Annotated in this window: 13 protein-coding genes; 5 read left to right on the forward strand and 8 right to left on the reverse strand. The window is 54.9% G+C overall.

Annotated elements, in window-relative coordinates; all coding sequences use genetic code 11:
• Nucleotides 1–20: 20 nt before the first annotated feature.
• Nucleotides 21–890: a hypothetical protein gene (locus G8770_RS20330; RefSeq protein ID WP_208022407.1), complete on the reverse strand. Its 870-nt coding sequence runs from the start codon at nucleotides 888–890 to the stop codon at nucleotides 21–23.
• Nucleotides 891–1,191: 301 nt separating this feature from the next.
• Between G8770_RS20330 and G8770_RS20335 the strand changes: the two genes are divergently transcribed.
• The 3 genes from G8770_RS20335 (at nucleotide 1,192) to G8770_RS20345 (ending at nucleotide 7,269) form a co-directional block, all read left to right on the forward strand.
• Nucleotides 1,192–2,481, forward strand: coding sequence for an FAD-dependent oxidoreductase (locus G8770_RS20335; protein ID WP_167191380.1), 1,290 nt, complete (start codon nucleotides 1,192–1,194; stop codon nucleotides 2,479–2,481).
• Nucleotides 2,482–2,688: 207 nt separating this feature from the next.
• On the forward strand, nucleotides 2,689–5,103 hold the full coding sequence (locus G8770_RS20340) for a TonB-dependent receptor (protein WP_167191382.1): 2,415 nt from the start codon (nucleotides 2,689–2,691) through the stop codon (nucleotides 5,101–5,103).
• Nucleotides 5,104–5,292: 189 nt separating this feature from the next.
• Complete coding sequence (locus G8770_RS20345; RefSeq protein ID WP_167191384.1) at nucleotides 5,293–7,269, forward strand: tetratricopeptide repeat-containing sulfotransferase family protein; 1,977 nt, start codon at nucleotides 5,293–5,295, stop codon at nucleotides 7,267–7,269.
• Nucleotides 7,270–7,407: 138 nt separating this feature from the next.
• Here G8770_RS20345 and G8770_RS20350 read toward each other — a convergent pair whose 3' ends face one another.
• The 4 genes from G8770_RS20350 to G8770_RS20365 form a co-directional block, all read right to left on the reverse strand.
• A complete protein-coding gene (locus tag G8770_RS20350) occupies nucleotides 7,408–7,761 on the reverse strand; it encodes a cupin domain-containing protein (protein WP_167191386.1) in 354 nt (117 codons plus the stop codon).
• A gap of 122 nt (nucleotides 7,762–7,883) precedes the next feature.
• Entirely contained in the window at nucleotides 7,884–9,932 is a 2,049-nt protein-coding gene (locus tag G8770_RS20355) for an amidohydrolase (RefSeq protein ID WP_167191388.1), read from the reverse strand.
• A 313-nt stretch (nucleotides 9,933–10,245) separates the two neighbouring features.
• Nucleotides 10,246–11,580 (reverse strand): glutamine synthetase family protein, encoded by a 1,335-nt coding sequence (locus G8770_RS20360; protein WP_167191390.1) that lies wholly within the window; start codon nucleotides 11,578–11,580, stop codon nucleotides 10,246–10,248.
• Between the two features lie 154 nt (nucleotides 11,581–11,734).
• Nucleotides 11,735–12,481: a gamma-glutamyl-gamma-aminobutyrate hydrolase family protein gene (locus tag G8770_RS20365; protein ID WP_167191392.1), complete on the reverse strand. Its 747-nt coding sequence runs from the start codon at nucleotides 12,479–12,481 to the stop codon at nucleotides 11,735–11,737.
• A gap of 708 nt (nucleotides 12,482–13,189) precedes the next feature.
• On the opposite strand from G8770_RS20365, the gene G8770_RS20370 reads away from it, so the two are divergent.
• Both G8770_RS20370 and G8770_RS20375 read left to right on the forward strand, forming a co-directional pair.
• On the forward strand, nucleotides 13,190–14,560 hold the full coding sequence (locus G8770_RS20370; protein WP_208022408.1) for a type I glutamate--ammonia ligase: 1,371 nt from the start codon (nucleotides 13,190–13,192) through the stop codon (nucleotides 14,558–14,560).
• Nucleotides 14,561–14,986: 426 nt separating this feature from the next.
• Nucleotides 14,987–15,631 (forward strand): TetR/AcrR family transcriptional regulator, encoded by a 645-nt coding sequence (locus G8770_RS20375; RefSeq protein ID WP_167191394.1) that lies wholly within the window; start codon nucleotides 14,987–14,989, stop codon nucleotides 15,629–15,631.
• Nucleotides 15,632–15,660: 29 nt separating this feature from the next.
• On the opposite strand, the gene G8770_RS20380 is transcribed toward G8770_RS20375, so the two are convergent.
• The 3 genes from G8770_RS20380 to G8770_RS20390 all read right to left on the reverse strand — a co-directional run bounded on the left by G8770_RS20380 (nucleotide 15,661) and on the right by G8770_RS20390 (nucleotide 19,727).
• Complete coding sequence (locus tag G8770_RS20380) at nucleotides 15,661–16,608, reverse strand: cation diffusion facilitator family transporter (RefSeq protein ID WP_167191396.1); 948 nt, start codon at nucleotides 16,606–16,608, stop codon at nucleotides 15,661–15,663.
• A 150-nt stretch (nucleotides 16,609–16,758) separates the two neighbouring features.
• Complete coding sequence (locus G8770_RS20385) at nucleotides 16,759–18,177, reverse strand: aldehyde dehydrogenase family protein (RefSeq protein WP_167191398.1); 1,419 nt, start codon at nucleotides 18,175–18,177, stop codon at nucleotides 16,759–16,761.
• Between the two features lie 245 nt (nucleotides 18,178–18,422).
• Nucleotides 18,423–19,727, reverse strand: coding sequence for an NAD(P)/FAD-dependent oxidoreductase (locus G8770_RS20390; RefSeq protein WP_167191400.1), 1,305 nt, complete (start codon nucleotides 19,725–19,727; stop codon nucleotides 18,423–18,425).
• Nucleotides 19,728–20,406: the final 679 nt, after the last annotated feature.

Here is a 20,406-nt window from a genome sequence, read left to right on the forward strand (position 1 = left end):
CCAGGCAATGACCAGACTGGCTAGTGGGCAATCTTATCGCTGTCGCCCAGCACCGTGTGCTTGCCTTCAGACTCGGCGTGCCACTCGAACAGGTTCAGTTCAATTAACGCAAACGCCAGAATCCACAAGAACGCATCCCAGAAATCCAGAAAGTCGCCATCAATGCCCCAGAATACGGCGCACAGCAACAGGATAAAATACAGCACCACTTTAAAGGCCGTGGTGACCTTAATGATGTTACCGGTTAACTTGCCGGTCAGTTGCAACCAGACATCCATGGTGAGAATCACCACAATGAGTAGCCAGTTGGCCGAGTTCACCACGTCAATCAGCGACAGCCACTGCGCCGACTGCAAAGCCTCGGTGTCGGTCACAATGCCGGTTCCCGGCAACTGATAAAAGGCACTGGCCGCGCTCAAATCGGCGCAATTGGCGGCGGCGATGGACTCGTACTCATCCAGATCGGTCATGAATGACAGGTTGTGGGCAGCTTGAGCACAAAGGTCCGTGAGCGCAGACGGCTCAAACGCATGGACGATGATGTATTTGCTCAGGTAGCCATAGCAGGCGTAGACAATGACCAAATAACAAATGCCCTTCAACCCGTTCAGCAACCACTTCAGATTGCCTTTCAGCCTGGTATCGGAAATCACCGAGGTTTCCAGTTCAAAAATCAGCAGCAACACCACCCAGGCCGCGGTATCAATGGTGGCGGCATAGGCTTCAATCAGCTGGGAGAAGGAAATACCATTGGAAAATAAATGCGCGGAGGCCGCCCAGTCTTCCATAAAGAAGAAAAACAAATTCACGATCAAAAATGCGTAGACGCAATATTTGAATATCTTAAACCAGGGAACAGGGGTCCCGCCGGCCGATGCGGCATTACTCATAGTCATAAACCTTCACTCTTGTTCGTTAAGTATTGCTGATTTTTATCCTGTGCACAGACAGATCAAGGCCCTGGCACGGATACAGTGCCGGTACTCGGCATAGCCCTGGAGAAGCCAATCTATGACCCTGGATGGTTGCCAAATGATCATCAGGCCTTTATGATTTAGCCATAAACCGAATTAACATTCAATATAGTCCGAATGTTTAATCAATAAACAGACTCATTGCCAGCCTTTCCAGCCTGTAACACCGGCAGTTAACAAGGCCACAGCGTGAGCTTGAACGAGGTAAAAACCGACAGTGAGTGCGCCCAATCGCAGTTCCCACGTAGATTCCTATTACGCGGCAACCGCCAAGCAACTCCAGACCTATCCCCGGCTTGAAGGTGAAATAGAAGCTGATGTGTGCGTGATTGGCGGTGGCTACACCGGTCTGTCCGCCGCCCTGCATCTGGCCGAACGGGGATACAACGTCGCACTGCTGGAAGCAGAGCGCGTGGGGTGGGGCGCCTCTGGACGCAATGGCGGCCATGTCGGTGTTGGCCAGCGTCTCGGTCAGGAAACCCTGGAAAGCAAAGTCGGTAAAGAGCGGGCAAAGGCCTTCTGGGACATCGGCGTCGAAGCCGTACAGACCGTCAAAGACCTCATTGCCAAACACGACATCGATTGCGACCTGAAATCCGGCGCCCTGCACGTTTCTCACAAAGCCAGTCACGCCCAGGATTACCAGGCCGAGGTTGAGCACCTGCAAAAGCACTACAACTTCGATCAGATCCGCTACGTGGACAGGGACGAAGTTCGACAACTGGTCGGCTCAGAAAATTATCACTGTGGCACACTGGATACCTTCTCCTGCCATCTGCACCCGCTCAATTACGCCCTCGGGCTGGCCCGGGCCGCACATCAGGCCGGAGTGAAGATCTATGAACAAAGCCGGGTTACGGGCTACACCTCGTCCGCCAACCCCGTCGTCTCCACTGCCGAAGGGTCGGTCAAAGCCAAATTTGTGATCCTCGGCTGCAACGGTTATCTGGGTAACCTGGAGCCGCGCATGGCCGGCAAGATTATGCCCATCAACAACTTTGTGCTGGCCACTGAGCCCCTGAGCGACGACCTGTGCCGCGAGCTGATCCGCCAGGACACGTCGGTGGCCGATGCTCTGTTTGTCATTAATTACTGGAAACTGTCGGGCGATAACCGTCTGATCTTTGGCGGCGGCGAGAACTACAGCAGCCGTTTCCCCAGCGATTTGAAGTCCTTTGTGCGCAAATACATGCTGCGCGTCTACCCGCAACTGAAGAACACCGCAGTTGATTACGCCTGGGGCGGAACTCTGGCCATCACCCTGAACCGCATGCCGCACTTTGGCCGTCTCGAAGACAATGTCTTCTACGCCCAGGGCTATTCCGGTCACGGTGTGCCCACAGCCACCATGGCCGGTAAGCTGCTGGCTGAAGCCGTCGCCGGCACCGCCGAGCGCTTCGACGTCATGGCCGATTACCCGACACACACCTTTCCCGGCGGTACGCTGTTGCGCTGGCCAGGGCTGGTGGCGGGCATGCTCTATTACTCGTTGCGGGACAAGCTGTAAGTTAAAACCAGGAGTTAAAATTGATCGTTAAAACCCCAGCAACGCATTAGCACAAGGATTGTGGTTGTTTAAAAAAATCTGACAGTTTAGAAGTATCGAACACCAAGAGACAATCGATAAGTCTCGATCATCGTATTTGATTAAAAAAAGCAGCATCACACTCAGAGAAGATAACAACGAACCCTGTGATATTGAGAGGAAGACCCCATGAAAAAGTACTCCCGATTTAAACGACATTCACTGGCGCTAGCCGTCAGCGGTGTCATGTCAATGGGCGCCACTGGCGTTATCGCTCAGGAGAAATCCTGGGCCATTGAAGAAGTCACTGTCACCGCCCAAAAGCGTGAGCAGAGCCTGCAAGACGTGCCGATTTCGGTTTCTGCCTTCAGCGGCGAAATGATGAAAGACGCCCAGATTGAGGACTCCAAACAACTGGCCGTACTGACCCCCGGGATGTCGGGCGACAGTAACGACAGCTTTATGGACTCCATCAATATTCGCGGCATCAGTACCAACGGCTTTGGTATTGGTGCAGAGCCCTCCATTGGTATTTATAACAATGGGGTGTACCTCGGCCGCACCGGCGCCGCCGTCACCAGCCTCTATGACATGGAGCGGGTAGAAGTGGTCAAGGGTCCCCAGGGCACCCTGTTTGGCCGTAACGCCTCCGCCGGTGCCATCAGCATGCACACTCGCAAAGCGGACTCCGAGCTCGGTGGCAGTGTCAACTTGGGCCTTGGCCAGGATGGCTACCGCGAGTTCACCGGTGTGGTCAATGTGCCGATGACCGACACGCTTAACTCCCGTTTTGCCATGTACCATCGCCAGCAGGATGACTGGGTTACCAACCTCACCGATGGCGGCAAGATTGGTGGTGAAGAAGTCACCGCCGTGCGCGCCAGCTTTGCCTACACCGGTGACAACCTGTCGGCCGACCTGGTGCTCGAGTATGAGGATCGCGAAGTCGCGCCCACCATCTACCGCGCCTATGACGACGGTACTGAATTTAGCACCCGACTCGGACTCTTGGATGCCAGTCTGACCAACATTGGTGGCAAGGAAGACGAAATCCGCTCCGATGTGGCCAGCAACGAACTGAAAGACGAAGGTGAAGTCTGGGGTGCAACCCTCAATCTGGAATACGAGTTGGGCGACGGCTACAGCCTCAGTTCCATCACCGGTATTCGCGGTTCCAACTACACCTATCAGGAAGATTTCGACGGCACCGACACCCACCTGTTTAACTGGGCACAGGATCAGGAACAGGAGTACTACAGTCAGGAAGTGCGCCTGAACTACAACGGTGACGGCCCGGTCTCCTGGTTCCTGGGCGCCTCTGCCTACAAGGAAGAGGTCAAGGTTCGCTACGATCAAACCTACGATGAAGATGCCATGTGTGCGTCATCGTTTGCCGGCGCCTACGCCCCGGAATATGCCGACCCCGCCTACGCCATCAGCCAGGTCAGTGACTGTGACTCCCTCTACTATTACTGGTACTACACCTCCCCCGGCCCCGGCATTGGTGAGCGCAATGACTCCGTCGATGCCGAAGGCGATTACGAGGGCTGGGGCATCTACGGTGACGCCACCTTCTCCCCCACGGACAAGCTGGACATCACCGTTGGCGCTCGCTATACCGAGGACAGCCGTGACTTCCAGACCGCCCTGGGCGGCGAGGATCGCAACTACTTCTGGTACAGCTTCCCGTTCTACAGCTCTCAGCCTGTTAAAGGCAGCCAGACCTGGGAAAACGTGTCGGCGCGTGTGGCTGTCAATTATTACCTGACCGACAACATCAGCACCTTCGTCAACGTCTCTACCGGTTACAAAGCCGGTGGTTTCAACACCTTCGATTTGCAATTGCCGGCGGGTTACACCTCCAGCTACGAGGAGGCAGAAGCAGACCCAAGCCTGATTGTGGTCGATGGTGACGATACAGCGGACATTGATGGCATTTCCCTGAGCGAGTTTGACGAAGAAACCGTCACCAGCTTCGAACTGGGTATCAAGTCCAAGTGGTGGGATGACCGCATTCAGATGGATGCCAGTATCTACCAGTACCAATTTGAGGGCATGCACGCGGTCTACGCCATTGACGGCACCCAGATCCGTTTGACCAACGTGGGTGATGCCACAGGTGAAGGGGTGGAAGTCAGCTTCCGCATTCTGCCAACGGCCAACCTCGACATCTACTGGGGCATCGCCTGGGCCGATACCTCGCTGGATGACCCGGATGCAGACTTCTGCACCCAGGTGGATTGCCGCAAAGGCGCGCAGTTACCCGGCACCATCGACTTCAGCTCCTCACTGGTGGCCACCTACAGCATCCCGATGAACACCGGTGAAGCCTATGTCACGCTGGAAAACTTCTACAACAGCGGCGCCCCCGGGTTTGGCGACTTCAGTGGTAGCAGTGTGTACGAAACGGAATCCTTCAAGGAAACCAATCTGCGCATCGGCTTCCGCAGTAACGACGCCTGGTCAGCGACTTTCTGGGTCACTAACCTGACCGATGAATTTGCTTATGGTTCTCCTGTGGCCGGCGATTACAACCTGCCAGCGCACACCATCGGCATGACGGAACCCCGTCGTATTGGTGTCAGTGCCAGCTATGAGTTTTAATGGCTGCTGCTGAAACCAACCGGTTGGCCTGGCCCTGAAGCCAGCTGACCTCAAAAAGCCGGCCTGAATCCCTTCAGGCCGGCTTTTTTCATTCATGAACCCGCTTTTTTACCCCCACCAGCCGGCTTTTTTTTCACTCATGAGAATGCAATACTGCCCCGACGCCCACCGAGACAAAGTGATCCAGCCATGAACCCCCGTGAAGTATTTTTTCAGGCCTTAAACGCGTTCAAAGCGGGCCAAGTGACGGACGCCGAAAACCTGTGCCAGCAATTGCTGCGCATCAACCCCAATGAGGTCAATTCCCTGCGCCTGTATGGGCAGATCAGCCAGCAAAAAGGCAATCTGTCTGAAGCCGAAAAAGCCTACCGCCGCGCCCTGCAATTGGCACCCGACTACGCCCACGCCTACATGGATCTGGGGCTGGTCTACCGGCAGCAACACAAAAATTTGCCCGCCATCGAGCAGCTGGAGCTCGCCCTCAAACACAACAGCCGCCTGCACGGCGCCAAGCGGATTCTGTTCGAGCTTTACGAAGCGCAAGGTCTTGCCGATAAAGCCCACAAGCTGGCGCTGGAGCTCGATGCCCGCAGCGAAATCGCCGTGCGGGTCAAGCAGGCCTATCAGCTGCAGAGCCAGCACCAAGACGCCGAGCTGGAAGCCCTGTGTCTGGACATTCTGCAACAGGATCCCGGCAACCTGGCCATTCTGACTCTGCTGGCCGAATACACGGTGTCCGAGCGCCAGGCAATGCGTGCCAGTCGCTTGTTTCAGGCCGTGCTGGATCGCATGCCCGACAACTGGCGTGCCTGGACCGGACTGGCCCGCGCCCAAATCATTCAGGATGACCCGGACGCCGGACTGAAGAGTCTGGACCGCTGCCTCGAAATCCAGCCCGAGGCCATAGACGCTTTGATCCTGAAAGCGGACGCCTACACCCGCCTCTACGATTACGACCGGGCCATTGCCCAACTGGAAACAGCGCTGGCCAAACAGCCGGATCACAACCCCGCCCTGGCACAGCTGGGGCTGGCCCTGAAAACCATCGGTGAGCAGGAGCGGGCCATTGCCGTGCTGCGCCAGTGCATTGAAAACGATGAGCTCTACGGTGAAGCTTACTGGGCGCTGTCGGACATGAAAACCTTCCAGTTCAACGACACCGAGCTGGCGCAGATGCAACGCATCTTCACCGGCGAAGCCCTCAGCGACAAACCCAAGGTCTACTTTGGCTATGCGCTGGGCAAGGCGCTGGAACACCGCAAGGCGTATAGCCAGGCCTTCCAGTGCTACGACAGTGCCAACCGCACCCAAAAACAACTGCTGGACTACAGCGCGCAAGACAACCGCCAGTATACCGACCGCATCATCAACACCTTTTCCGCCGAGCTGATTGAAAGACTGCAGCTGCAGGCCCAGTCTGCGGTCACACCGATTTTTGTGGTGGGTCTGCCGCGCTCCGGTTCCACCCTGCAGGAGCAAATCCTGGCCAGTCACTCGCAAGTGGAAGGCACCCAGGAGCTGCATTACATGCCACGCCTGGCGAAAGGCATGCGACTGGGTTCGGCCACCAGCGATCCCACCCCGTTTCCCGAGGCCATGCAGCAGGTAAGCGAGACCGAACTGCAGGATATGGCGGCCCAGTACCTGGCCAAATCCGAAAGCCACCGGACTCAGGGCAAAGCGTACTTTATCGACAAGTTACCCAACAATTTCAGTTACGTCGGCCTGATCGCCATACTGTTTCCCAATGCCAGGATCATCAACACCATTCGCCACCCCATGGACAACTGTCTCGGCTGCTTCAAGCAACTGTGGGCGATGGGACAGCATTTTACCTACGATCTGGAAGACCTGGGGCACTACTACCGCGACTACCACCGCTTGATGCAGCACTGGCATCAGGTGCTACCCGGTCGGGTACTGGACGTTCACTATGAGCAGGTGGTGGACGATCTGGACAGCCATGTGCGGCGCTTGCTGGACTACTGTGGCCTGGAGTTTGAAGAGAACTGCCTTAACTTTCACGAAACCAAGCGGGTGGTGAAAACCTCCAGTTCGGAGCAGGTGCGCAAACCGATCTATCGCTCGGCGCTGGCGTACTGGAAAAATTTTGAAACGGAACTGGAACCGTTGCGGAAGGTGTTGGGGGAATTGGTCGAAGACTAGGGGCGAGTGACGAGTGACGAGTGACGAGTGACGAGTGACGAGTGACGAGTGACGAGAAATTGTCACCTGTCACCTGTCACCTGTCACCTAGAAACTAGAAACTAGAAACTAGAAACTAGAAACTAATATCCTATCTGACTACTCGTACACCACGTACATCTTTTTCGCCGTTTCCACGGTGGTCCAGCTGCCGCTGAAGCCCGCCGGGATAGCAAACATGTCGCCTTTCTGTAAAGTGATTTCGTTGCCCTCGTTATCGGCCACGATCACTTTGCCTTCCAGCATAAAGCAGACTTCTTCTTCGGTGTAATTCACCTTGTGCGTACCGGGCTCGCCCTGCCAGATACCGGCACCAAAGCTTTTGTCTTTGTTGTCGTAGCAGTGCCAGATCAACTGCGCCGGGTTACCGGCGAGGATTTTTTCCTGATCCGGCAAGTAAGCCTCCGGCTCAACCCGATCTGTACCAATGAATTTAATATCGTTGACCGACATGCCCATACTCCTCAAAAAATAATAAAAATCGAATGAACCCATACCGGCCCGGTACACCTCCTGGCCGATATGGGTTACCTGTCTTCTGCCTGCTGTGAACTGCTCCCTGTCCTCTGTTTCCTTTAATTCGGTAGTTTGCGCTCGAACACCAGCTGACCGTTGAACACGGTGGTCAGCACCTGGGTATCACCGATCTTGTCGGCCTGACCGTCGTTCGCCAGCTCGATGATGTTTTGATCCAGGACCGCAAAGTCGGCTTTTTTGCCCACTTCCAACGAGCCCACGATGTCGCTTTGCTGCAACGCCTGTGCACCGTGAATGGTGTAGGCATCCAGAATGTCATAGATCGGCAGTCGCTCCGACGCATTCCACACCACATCGTTTTCACCGGCGCGAGTCACCGCCTGTTCAATGTTCACAAACGGTCTGGGTTCACGACTATCCACCGGGGCATCGCTGCCTGCCGCCAGAATGACACCGACATCTTCCAGGCTTTTGGCCGGGTAGCTGTACTTAAAGGTTTTGGTGTCGGGGTTGTACAAATCCGCCGTACCGTCCAGCTGATCAAGAAACGGCGTCACGGTAATGTCGTAAGCCACTTCCGGTTTCACCCAGGCGTAGGTCATGGTCACAAACAAGCCCAACTCACCGGCGCGTTTGAAATCATTCGGGTCGACAATCTGCGCGTGAGCAATGTTGTGCGGACGATCCGATTTGCCATTTTGCTTTTCGGCATCTTCAAACGCATCAATCGCCGTACGCACCGCGCGGTCACCAATGGCGTGAGCGTGTACGGTATAGCCACGGGCATCCAGAGCCACAATATAATCGTGAATAAAGCTTTCACTGTGCTCTAACACACCGTTGCTGTAGACACACTGGGACGCCGCGAAGCCCTGCTCGCTGGCAAAACTTTTGCGCATCTCAGGCGTGGCATACTGATCCGGATTGGCTCGAACCTGCTGACAAATGTCACTTTCCAGATCCACATAACCGCTGATGTCCAGAGTTTGCGCTTGCGGGTCATAGGCAAACATCGGTTGATGATAATGCTCTAACTGTGCGGCGTTGGGCAGGGTCGGCGGCGACACCAACGGGTTGCCTTCAATCACTCCGTCGACGAATATTTTTGCTGAGTCCGCTTTGATCAACGGGTTGTCGGCAAAACTTTCCCGAATCGTGTCAAAACGATTCAACAGCTTGTCAATGTCTACCTCACCGTCGTCATTGGCGTATTCGGCAAAATGAGGAAACAGGGCCGTGGTCAAACGGAAGGTTTGCAAACCACTTTCCTGTAAACCGCGGTATAGCGCCATACTTTCCAGCGACGTAGCCGCATCCTGTATCGACGTAATGCCGTAGCTGGCCAGTTTTTGTGATACTTTGGGCATTGCCTCCGGCGGGATCAAATCGCCCAGCAGCATGCCCGGGTCAATATCCAGCAACAAACGCGCGCCTTCATTCAACGCGCCATTGGGTTCCCCGTGGCCATCACGCCCAATTAACTCACTGTACTCGGCAAAATCACGGTCCAGGGTGTCGACATTAATTCCCACCACGTCACCAGCCTTGTTTTTTGCCGTTGCCAGAGCCGCGCTGTTTGCCGCCGCATGGTGACCGTCGTTACCCTTCAGGAATATCGGACTATCGGTTGATACGGCATCCAGCGCCGCGCGCAAGGTCGGATACTCGTCACTGGGCTCATTACCCTGCGTAAAGGCCCACTGCTCAACAATCAGCCACTCGCCTTTTTTCACCTCATAACGATTGATGCACTCTTTCAGCACCGGCACCATGTCGGCCAGCGTATACGCCTCACTGTCGAGGTCACAGGCGTCCAACTGAACAATGCCTAAGGGGTGCAAATGCGCATCGTGCAAACCGGGCAACATCAGCTTACCGGCGAGGTCTTTTACCTGGGTACGCTCACCGACAAAACGCTTTACGTCTTCACTGCTGCCGACAAATACAATTTCTTCACCCTTCACCGCAATGGCCTGCGCCAGGGTGTGATCTTTGTCGGCGGTATAAATCGTGCCGTTGGTAAACACCAGATCGGCGGGGGTCGCTGCTGCAGATGACTCCGTAGTGTTTTCACCACACCCCAAAGCCAATAACGCAGGCAGTAAAGTCAGAACAGACTTTGTGACTTTTTTGTTTATGTTCATCATTTAAAGTTTCCCAAGAAGAGAGTAAATAGCAAACAATAGAAAACCGTTTCCGGAAAACACCAGAATCAAACAGCACCGGATCTTTTAAGATTCCGAACAGATTTTCGTTGAAGTAACGCTGTAGTTAACATTGAAAGTAAAAATTGAATATCAAAAACGAGCCATCACAGACGACCGCCTATCTCTCAAAGCATGCACCAACAGGAATACGGCCTGGCATTGCGCAGATGAATTGATTTCATCATTTGTTATTTTATGAATATTCAACGCGCTTATCCTTCGGGCAGCGGAGGATAAACGCGTTGAAAAAACCTTAAACGTTCAGCAACAAGTGTTCACGTTCCCAGGAACTGATGACCTGGTTAAACTCTTCATACTCGAACGCTTTAACGGCGACATAGGCATCGACAAAAGTATTGCCCATGATATCGCGCAGCTCTTGACACTCATCCAGCAGTCGGGCGGCATGTTCCAGAGTTCTGGGCACTTCGATTTCGTCTTCGTAGGCATTGCCGGTGGTGGGCGCGCTTGGCTCAACGCCCAGCTTCATGCCCAGGTAACCACACGCCAGAGTGGCGGCAAAGGCCAGATACGGGTTCACATCGACGCCCGCAAAGCGGTTCTCAACCCGTTTGGCCTGCGACGAACTTTCCGGCACACGAATACCGGTGGTGCGATTGTCGTAACCCCAATTGAGGTTAATCGGGGCGGCAATTTCACGGGCGTAACGACGATAAGAATTCACATTGGGGGCATAAAAAGGCATCGCCGAGGTGGTGAATTTTTGCAAACCACCGATGTAGTGACGGAACAGTTCGTTCTCGTTGCCTTGTTCATCCACAAAGATATTTTTACCGGTGGTGGAATCGACGATACTCTGGTGAATGTGCATGGAACTGCCCGGTTGCGATTCCATCGGTTTTGCCATGAAGGTAGCAAACACGCCGTGCTGCATGGCCGTTTCACGCAGGGTGCGTTTGAAGGTAAACACCTGATCGGCCAGATCCAGCGCATTGCCGTGCAGAAAGTTCAGCTCCATCTGCGCCGCACCGGTTTCATCAATCAGTGAATCGACATCGAGTCCCATTTTTTCACAGTGACCGAACATCGCTTCGATGAGGGGTTCAAACTCGTTAATCGCATCAATGGTGTAGGAACGGCGCATTACCTCGGCACGACCGGAACGACCAATTGGCGGTTCCAGTTCGTAATCTGGATCCGAGGTTTGTTTCACCAGATAGAACTCTACTTCCGGAGCCACGACGGGTTGCCAGCCTTCTTTTTCATACAACGCCAGAATACGCTTGAGAACACCGCGGCTCGACAGTGGGTGCAGCTCACCGTCACGGGTCGTGCAATCGTGAATAATCTGAGCAGTGGGGTCTTTGGCCCAAGGCACCAAACGCATGGCTTTCGGATCCGGGAGCAAGAACATATCGCCGTCATTCACCCCGAGAATCTGGTCAAACTCATCCGGGTAGCCACCCGTCACCGATTGCAGCAAAATGCTTTCTGGCAAACGGGTTTCTTCTTTAAAGAATTTATCGGCCGGGACGAACTTACCACGGGCATTGCCGGTCATGTCCGGAATCAGACATTCGACTTCGATAATGTTGTGCTCTTTTAACCACTCGTTGATGGTATCCATAAGATGCCTTGCTTGGACCTTTTTTGTTGATAAAAAATTGCTGAAACTGTTGTCAAAAAAATCAGGCGAATCAGAACGCGGCACTTAGCCTCTGGCCTGTAACCTCGAACCTCGCCCCTGTAAGCTGTCACCTCGAACCTGTCACCTGGCCCTTTTATTTCCGGGCGTCACAGGCCTCTTTAAAGGCCGTAAAAATACTCAGGTAAAACGGGTTGCTGGTCACTTTCCATTCCGGGTGCCACTGCACGGCAAACACAAAGCGGTCGTCACGATCCAGGCGAAACGCTTCGGTCAGGCCATCCGGTGCTTTGGCCTCGACCGCCAGCGCCGGCGCCAGCTCTTTAATGCCCTGCTGGTGCACACTGTTGACCTGCGCTTCGCTGTTGCCGGTGATCCGGGCCAGCACACTGTCCGCTTCAAAATGCACGGCGTGCGCCGGGCCGTATTGCACGTCCACTGGCTGTTCGGGGTCTTCGCGGTGATCCATCATGCCCGGCAGCTCCTGAACCCTCTGGTGCAGGGTGCCGCCCAGTGCCACGTTGATTTCCTGAAAACCGCGACAAATGCCCAGTACCGGAACGTCCGCCTCAATCGCCATTTTGATCAGGGGCAGAGTGGCTGAGTCTCGCGCCGGGTCGTGTTTTGGCTCTTCGGCCGGCTCACCATTGTAATGGTGCGGTTCAATGTTGCTGGGCGAGCCCGTCAACAACAAACCATCAATCATCGACAGATAGGATTCCAGCAAATGGGGTTCACCCATCGCCGGAATCAACAGCGGTATGGCGTTCATTCCCTCACTGATACTGCGAATGTACTTATCACCAATGGCATGAAAGGGATGTAATCCCATCATCTTGCAGTCTGCAACCAGGCCTATTACTAAAGGTTTGTTATCACTCATTTAACGATTACCTGCTGAACAACTTGTGGGTACCCTTTCTCGATACCGACGATTTTCTGAAGTGCCTTTTAAAAAAGTAACTTTTCTTAAGGGCTTTATCCGATCTTTAAGGACTTTATCCGAAGCCCCTATTTTGCGCCTCAGCCGCACACTTACCTAGTGACTTTATTGAGCCACGGCCGTTTTATCGATGGCCATGGCTCAGGGTTCGACCGAGGCTGTCACTCAGGTTTTCACCTGGGCTTAATTTAACTTTTAATCCAGCTTTAACTTAGCGTTAACTTGAGCCCTGACTCAAGGGTAACGACAAACACCGCAACGGGCGTTAACGACGCCCCGCAGCCATGCCGGAAACCCGGCCGACCCCCTGTCGGTGAGCGCCAAAGGCTCACCCATCACTCAAAAAGTTACCGCTATCCTTATTTTAGACCGCTGCTACTCACAGCCTAAAATATAAATTATTCCTTATTAATCATTAGGTTAGTGCTAATTTTCGTTTATTCCGCATCAACAAAAACCGAATTAAGGTTCAGTTTATGAAGTTTTTATCCTAAAATCAACCAGTGCCGAGGCCCGTCTTGCACGGCGGCAAGCGCGCAACCAGTAAATTAATGATGTAATGGCCCTGCCCCTATTTCCCTGTTGACCTCCAACCACAACGTCAGAGGAAACGGACTGGCCCAAACCAAAGACCACGGGAGAACCATCGTGAGCGGTGTAACCGAGCAACAAGGCTCAGAAGTCGTAGCAGAATTTTTAAAACAGCACCCGGAGACAGAAACCATCGAGGTGATGCTGACCGATCTTAACGGCATTCTGCGCGGCAAATGGCTGCCCATTGAAAACATCGACCGCGTTCTGGATGGCAATTTTAAAATGCCATTGTCCTCCACTGCGCCGGACATCTGGGGCCGCGACATTCCCGAGCTCTGTGCAGAAACCGGCGACGGCGATGGCATCTGTCGGCCGATCCTGTCCAGCCTCAAGATGATTCCCTGGCTGGAGCGCCCCACCGCCCAGATGCTGCTGACCATGACCGAGGAAGATGGCACGCCCTGGGGCTACGATCCCCGCGCCCTGCTCGAAGAGGTGGTCTCACGCTACCAGGGCCGGGGCCTGCGCGCCGTGACCGCCCCGGAACTGGAATTTTACCTGTTCCTCGACCAGCGCGACGATCAGGGCACCCCGCAGCTGCCCGATTCACGCATTAACGGTCGCAGCCAAATTGGTGGGCAGATTTTTAACACCGATCTGATGCACGAATACGGCGATCTGCTGCATGAAATCCGCAACGCCTGCCAGACTCTGGAGCTGCCCCTGGACACCATTGTGAAGGAGCTTTCTCCCGGTCAGTTTGAACTCAACCTCTACCACGTCGACGACCCGTTACAGGCCGCAGATAACGCCCAGCAACTCAAGCGCGTCATCAAGAGCATCGCCCATCGACACGGCTACATCGCCTCCTTCATGGCCAAACCGTTCGGCCAACTGGATGGCAACGGCATGCACATTCACGCCAGCATTATTGATGAACAGGGCAACAACATCTTCGACAACGGCACCGAACAGGGCAGCGACCAACTGCGCCATGCGATTGCCGGACTGCAGCAGACCATGAGTGACACCTTCCTCATGTTTGCCCCGCACCTGAACTCCTTCCGCCGCTTCCGCACGGGCAGTCACGCCCCCGTAGCCCCCACCTGGGGTTACGAGAATCGCGATGTGTCCATGCGCATCCCCAACGGGGACAACCAGGCCCGTCGCATCGAATACCGTGTTGCCGGTGCCGACACCAACCCTTACCTGGCCCTGTCGGCCCTCTTGGCCGGCATGCTCTACGGCATCGAAAACCAGCTGGAGCCCACCGCACCGGCGGAAACCGGCTATACCGAACAAAAGCCGTCATTACCCCGCAACTGGTACGATGCCCTGGACCGCTTTGAAGAATCCGAATACGTCAGCCAATACCTGGGGGCACGCTTTCAGAAAGCCTTTGCCGCCGTGAAACATTTTGAGCAGGAAGAATTTGAAGGTAATATAAGCCCATTGGAATACGACACTTATCTGATCATGTCATGACCATTCTAGCGTCCTTGAACCCTGTGGTGTATTGCTCTACGGTGAACCTGGCCAAAGACAGCGCAGTCCCTCAGGTCTGACTTGCCAAACCCAGAGTGAATGCAGCCGGTGACCGGGCCTTTATGGCCTGGCCTGCGGCATGACTTGGCAATCAGCACACCAGTGGGAACCGGAAGCACCGAAAAAGACCTGGCAACACCGGCAAGACGCATCCGAATCTGGTCGACACCAAACCATCGGCCGTCGTTAAAAAGAATTTAACAATGTATTTAATTGGCAGTTAAACAGTAAGTTAACACGCAGTATCGATAACAGAGAGACGGGATCCCGACAGGATCAGTTAGCTATCCGCAGAAGCCCGGCTGAAACACCAACAATCGTCGGCGGCCCCACACAGTCGGTGTCCCACGTACAGAGATCCAAGTAATGCTGAAAGAGCGTCAAGAAAAGAGAAAGAACGCGCTTAATCCCCGTCGCCAACCGATCCAGCAACGTGCCCGTGAACGCACCCAGCAGATCCTGGATATTACGGCCCGGCTGCTGGAAGAGGTGGGGGTTGATGACCTGACCACCATTTTAATCGCCAAAGAGCTGGGCATTTCGGTCGGCTCGCTCTACCACTACTTTCCCAACAAGCACGCCATCATGTTCGCCCTGGGTGAGCGCTGGCTGCAAGAAATGACCGTCGCCATGAAAGACATCGAGGCCTTTGACATCGAAAATATGTCTCTGGAAGTGTTTGTTGAAGCTGCCGTCGAACGCATGCTGGCGGTCTATCGGGCACAAAAAGCGGTGTTGCCCCTGGCCCAAGCCCTGTGGTCCATTCCGGAACTGCGGGACCTGGATGAACAGCACGACATGCTGGTGATCACCAAGATGGCCGGCGTGTTTGCTCGCCTGCAGCTCAACGGCAACAAGAGTGAACTGGAACGCATTGGCCGCGTTTACCTGGAATCCACCCACTCGGTGATGCTGACGGTCGTCTCGCAAAAAACCGCTCGCTCCAAACGCAGCCTGGAAGATCTTAAAGCCATGACTCTGGCGCTGCTAAGGCTGCACGCCGATTCGTAACCAGAACCGGCCGCCACCCCCTCCCGCTGTCAGGCAAAAACCCAATGCTTGTCAGCGGTGAACATAATATCCAGCCACAAACCACCGGCCTGCGGTTTCAGCGGAGCCAGCTTATTGGCAATGCGCGCCCGAATCTTGTCCAGTTGTTCGATCCCGTCCACATTGTAATTGGTGTCCACCAGCACATAGACACTTAAATTCAGCTCGCGCCCGCTTTTGGCCATGCGCACGTGACTGGTCTGCAGACCCACTTCCTGCAACGCTTCCTGAACACCGGCACGCACCTGCTGCTGCAGCTTTTGCTCCGGCGCCAGGTACAGCACTTCGCGCAGGTTGTTTTTAAAAATCCGAAACGGGATCGGCAGGAACAACATCACCAGCACGATGACCATCAGTGGATCCAGGTATTTCACCAGATACCCATAGGGGCCGTCCTGCATCATCAGCGCCACACTGAAGCCCAGCAGGATGCCGGTACTCAACATGCCATCAAACAACCAGTCCGTGGCGTCCACCGCCGCCAGCTTGGAGCCGGTTTTTTTCGCGTAGTAATAAATAATGCCACCAAAGCTGAAGCAGCCCACCGTGGCAATGCCGGCATAAGTCAGCGCCGAGGTCAGGACAATCTGGCGACCGCCGGACAACAGGGTCGAGACAGCTTCGGTCAGCGCGTACACACAGGTCGCGGTGATGATGATGGCCTTGATCACATTCAACAGCGGCTCCAGGTGGGTGTAGCCAAACTGGAAACGCTCATCGTCCGGCCGCACCACCAGCTTCGACACCCACAGGGTCAGCATGGACATGACAAAACTGATACTGGAATAAATGCCGTCAAATAAAATGGACTGTGAGTGCGTGTAGAGCCCATAGCTCACGCCAATGGTGGCAAACACCGCCGCCCCAAACACCGAGCACTTGATGGCCCGCTGCTCCAGCCTCTCTCTTTGCTTTGAATCTAATACCTGGGTATTCATGTCATTTCTGCACTTGTTTGTATCGATTGTTTGTATCGCACGTCATGGCGGAGCACACGGTGTCTTCCGTGCGGTCCCGGTTTACCTGCCCCCAGAACCAAAAACACCGCCATCAGGCGGTGTTTTGAAACTCAAAAAACAACCCTGACGCTACTGACTGATGGCCTTGGTTTCCAAAAAGTCTTCGAAACCGTACTCGCCCCACTCGCGGCCGTTACCCGACTGCTTGTAGCCGCCAAACGGCGAGGAGAACATATGCGGCGCGCCATTGACGCGTACCATGCCGGCGCGCAAACGACGCGTCACCCGCTGGGCGCGCTCCTTGTCACCGGTTTGTACGTAGGCCGCCAGACCGTAAGGGGTGTCGTTGGCGATTTCGATGGCTTCTTCTTCACTGCTGTAAGGAATCAGCACCAACACCGGACCAAACACTTCCTCGCGGGCAATGGTCATTTGGTTGTTCACATCGGCAAAGATGGTGGGCTTGGTGAAGAAACCGGTTTCCAGACCTTCGGGTTTGCCCGGACCACCGGCCGCCACACGGGCACCTTCATCAATGGCCGCGCTGATCATGCCCTGCACCTTTTCAAAGTGTGGGCGGCTGACCAGCGGTCCAATGTGATCGCCGTGCTTATCCGACTTGTCGACTTTCACGGCATTGGCGGCTTCGGCCGCAATCGCCACGGCTTCCTCGTAGCGATCCGCCGGGATCAGCATCCGGGTCGGCGCGTTACAGGACTGGCCAACGTTATCCATACAGGCTTCCACCCCTTTGGTAACGGCCGTTTTCAGGTCGGTATCGTCAAAAATGATGTTGGGGGACTTGCCGCCCAGCTCCAGCGCCACGCGCTTCACGGTATCCGCTGCGGCTTTTGAGATCGCCATGCCCGCCCGGGTAGAACCGGTGAAGGACACCATATCAATGTCCGGGTGGGAGGAAATAGCCGAGCCCACACCGGGGCCGTCGCCATTGATCATGTTGTAAACGCCGGCCGGGATGCCCGCATCGTCCATCATCTGGCTGAACACATAGCCCGACAGCGGTGCGATTTCACTGGGTTTGAGGATCATCGTGCAACCGGTCGCCAGCGCCGGCGCCACCTTGCAGGCAATCTGGTTGATGGGCCAGTTCCACGGCGTAATAAAGCCGCACACCCCAATCGGCTCTTTAACGATGAGGGCATTGCCTTTCTGACTTTCGAATTCAAATTCTTTCAGAGCTTGCAGCGCAGTGGCAATATGGCCGCTACCGCACGCCGCCTGATCGGAGGCCGCGAAATCAATCGGCGCGCCCATTTCCAGAGAAATGGCCTCAACCATTTCGTCGTAGCGATCTTTATAGGCCTTTAACAAGCGCTCCATCAACTCGATGCGCTCTTCACGGCTGGTCATACCGAAGGTTTGGAACGCCGCGCGCGCCGCCGCCACAGCTTTATCCACATCCGCTGCAGAACCCAGGCTGATAACGCCGATTTGCTCTTCGGTCGACGGGTTTTCCACCGCAAAGTCATTTGGCGTCACCGGATCAACCCACTGACCATTGATGTAGAACTGACGATAATCTCTCATACTGAACTCCAAATTCATTGCCACGCCTAAACGGTGGCTTCATTCATTGCGGCCTCAGGCGCCAAACAACGTCACCTAGACACTGCAGGGCCTCATAAACCGAATAATAACTCAATTTAACCAACAGGCAAACGGGCAGCGAGAAACTGTGCCCCTCGAACCTGTCACCTGTCACCTGTCACTTAGTTACTAGTTACTAGTTACTAGTTACTAGTTACTAGCTACTAGTTACTAGTTACTGTCCCCTACAATTCATCCAACAACTTGTAATACAGCATCCCCAGGGCGAAGCTCGGTGTGCGCAGCATTCGGCCACCCGGGAAAGACCAGTGCTTGATTTTAGCAAACACATCGAAGCGCTCCGCTTGCCCGGCAATCATCTGCGCGGTAATCCGACCCATCATGTGCGTGGGGGCCACACCGTGACCGGAGTATGCCTGGATATAGTACACATTGCCTTTCAAACGGCCCAATTGTGGCATGCGGTTCATGCCAATGCCCATCTGACCGCTCCAGCCATGCTCCAGTTTCACGTCTTCCAGTGACGGGAACACTTTCAGCATTTTCTGCCGCATGACCCCAAACAGGTCTTTCGGCTCGCGTCCGGTGTAATTGGACAGGCCCCCGAACAACAGTCGCTTATCTCCGGTCAGGCGGAAATAATCCAGCGCTGTGCGCGGATCACACACCGCCCGATTACCCGGCATGATGGCCGCCACCTGCTCGTCGGTCAATGGTTCGGTGGTGATCACCGAGCTGTTCGACGGCAGCACTTTGGCGCTGATTTTCGGCACCAGATTGCCCAGGTAGGCGTTGCCGCCCAACACCAGGTGCTTGGCTCTTACCGATCCCTGATCGGTGAACACCGCGGGCTGGTCTCCCTGCACCACCTTGGTGACACGGGAGTGCTCAAAGATACGCACCCCCAGCTGCTCGGCCGCACGGGCCTCGCCAATGCACAGGTTGAGGACGTGGCAGTGGCCATTGCCGGTGCGATTGAGCATGCCGCCCAAATACAGGTCGGAGCGCACTTGCGACTGCAGCTGCTGTTTGTCCAGCATCTCCAGTGTGTGCGGGTAGCCCATGCGCTCCTGGTACGCCTTTTCCGCCTCGAATTCCCGCATATGACGGGGTTTGAGCGCCACATCGCAGTAACCCCAGGTCAGGTCGCAATCGATCTGATACTTCGCCACCCGCTCACGGATGATGTCGCAACACTCCACCCCCATGTCGTAGATAGCCCGCACACCGTCTTTACCGATGGTTTTTTCAAACTGTTCCAACGAGTGACCAATGCCACCAATAACCTGCCCGCCATTACGTCCCGTGGCGCCCCAGCTGATGCGATTGGCCTCCAACAGAACCACCGAGTAACCGCGTTCGGCCAGCTCCAGCGCGGTGTTCACACCGGTGAAACCGCCGCCCACAATGGCCACGTCGGCTTCAATATTGGCGGCCAACGTCGGGTAATCGGTTTGCCAGTTGGCGGTGGCCGCGTAATAGGATTGCGTGTGTTCACGGGTGTTTTGCGGGGTATTCAGTCCCAACATGTCTAATCTCCTTTTCATCCATCTGTAACGCAGTGGGCCGATGAACCGAATCCGTGATTCAGTTCCGGGGCCTTCAACCGGTGTAGCGCCTGACGTCAGGCGCTACTGATGCCGTGTAAAAACTGCGGCCCACAGGGCGTTACGCGATGTCACAAGAAAACTCAAAACGAGCAAAATAATGGTTGGCTGTGCTGCGACCGTCGCGAAAACGCGAGGGCGAACGAGCACCGGAAAGCGCGCGTGACCAGGGTCTGGTCAGACGTCAGAAGAGGGGGCCGGGTCGTCATCCTCGCCGCGGAAGATGTCCTGCCAGGCTGCGGAGGTACTCGCCCAGTCGGACCAGGCAATATAATTTTCCATAGCGAATGCGTACAAACCTGAAAGTCGTGGTGGCGTGAAAACCGCCCTTAAAATGTGGGCTAAATGTCAAAGCCTGCGTGTAACAGCTAGCGTTGCCACAGGGCGTTCAATCACTGTCTGTTTAATCTGGAGCTAGATTAGCTAAATTTCCGCCCACTTACAAGCCGAATTATTATTCGGTTATTGGGAAAATCGCACACGTCCAAATATCTCCTGTGCCAGGCTCACGCCCCCTTCACTCAACGCTCGACTTGTCGTGTAAGACCTTGTCTGCAGCAGCAACAATTGTGATGCACTATATTCATAGCACGTACACCAC

Origin of the sequence: Pseudomaricurvus hydrocarbonicus, from assembly GCF_011602365.1 — a bacterium.
In the GTDB taxonomy this organism is placed as follows: Bacteria; Pseudomonadota; Gammaproteobacteria; order Pseudomonadales; family Cellvibrionaceae; genus Pseudomaricurvus; species Pseudomaricurvus hydrocarbonicus.

Excerpts from the sequence above, each read along its gene's own strand:
- G8770_RS20350 (WP_167191386.1), bottom strand. The coding sequence starts at position 7,761 with ATGTCGGTCAACGATATTAAATTCATTGGTACAGATCGGGTTGAGCCG.
- G8770_RS20355 (WP_167191388.1), bottom strand. The coding sequence starts at position 9,932 with ATGATGAACATAAACAAAAAAGTCACAAAGTCTGTTCTGACTTTACTG.
- G8770_RS20330 (WP_208022407.1), bottom strand. The coding sequence starts at position 890 with ATGAGTAATGCCGCATCGGCCGGCGGGACCCCTGTTCCCTGGTTTAAG.
- G8770_RS20390 (WP_167191400.1), bottom strand. The coding sequence starts at position 19,727 with ATGTTGGGACTGAATACCCCGCAAAACACCCGTGAACACACGCAATCC.
- G8770_RS20375 (WP_167191394.1), top strand. The coding sequence starts at position 14,987 with ATGCTGAAAGAGCGTCAAGAAAAGAGAAAGAACGCGCTTAATCCCCGT.
- G8770_RS20340 (WP_167191382.1), top strand. The coding sequence starts at position 2,689 with ATGAAAAAGTACTCCCGATTTAAACGACATTCACTGGCGCTAGCCGTC.
- G8770_RS20385 (WP_167191398.1), bottom strand. The coding sequence starts at position 18,177 with ATGAGAGATTATCGTCAGTTCTACATCAATGGTCAGTGGGTTGATCCG.
- G8770_RS20365 (WP_167191392.1), bottom strand. The coding sequence starts at position 12,481 with ATGAGTGATAACAAACCTTTAGTAATAGGCCTGGTTGCAGACTGCAAG.
- G8770_RS20360 (WP_167191390.1), bottom strand. The coding sequence starts at position 11,580 with ATGGATACCATCAACGAGTGGTTAAAAGAGCACAACATTATCGAAGTC.
- G8770_RS20380 (WP_167191396.1), bottom strand. The coding sequence starts at position 16,608 with ATGAATACCCAGGTATTAGATTCAAAGCAAAGAGAGAGGCTGGAGCAG.
- G8770_RS20345 (WP_167191384.1), top strand. The coding sequence starts at position 5,293 with ATGAACCCCCGTGAAGTATTTTTTCAGGCCTTAAACGCGTTCAAAGCG.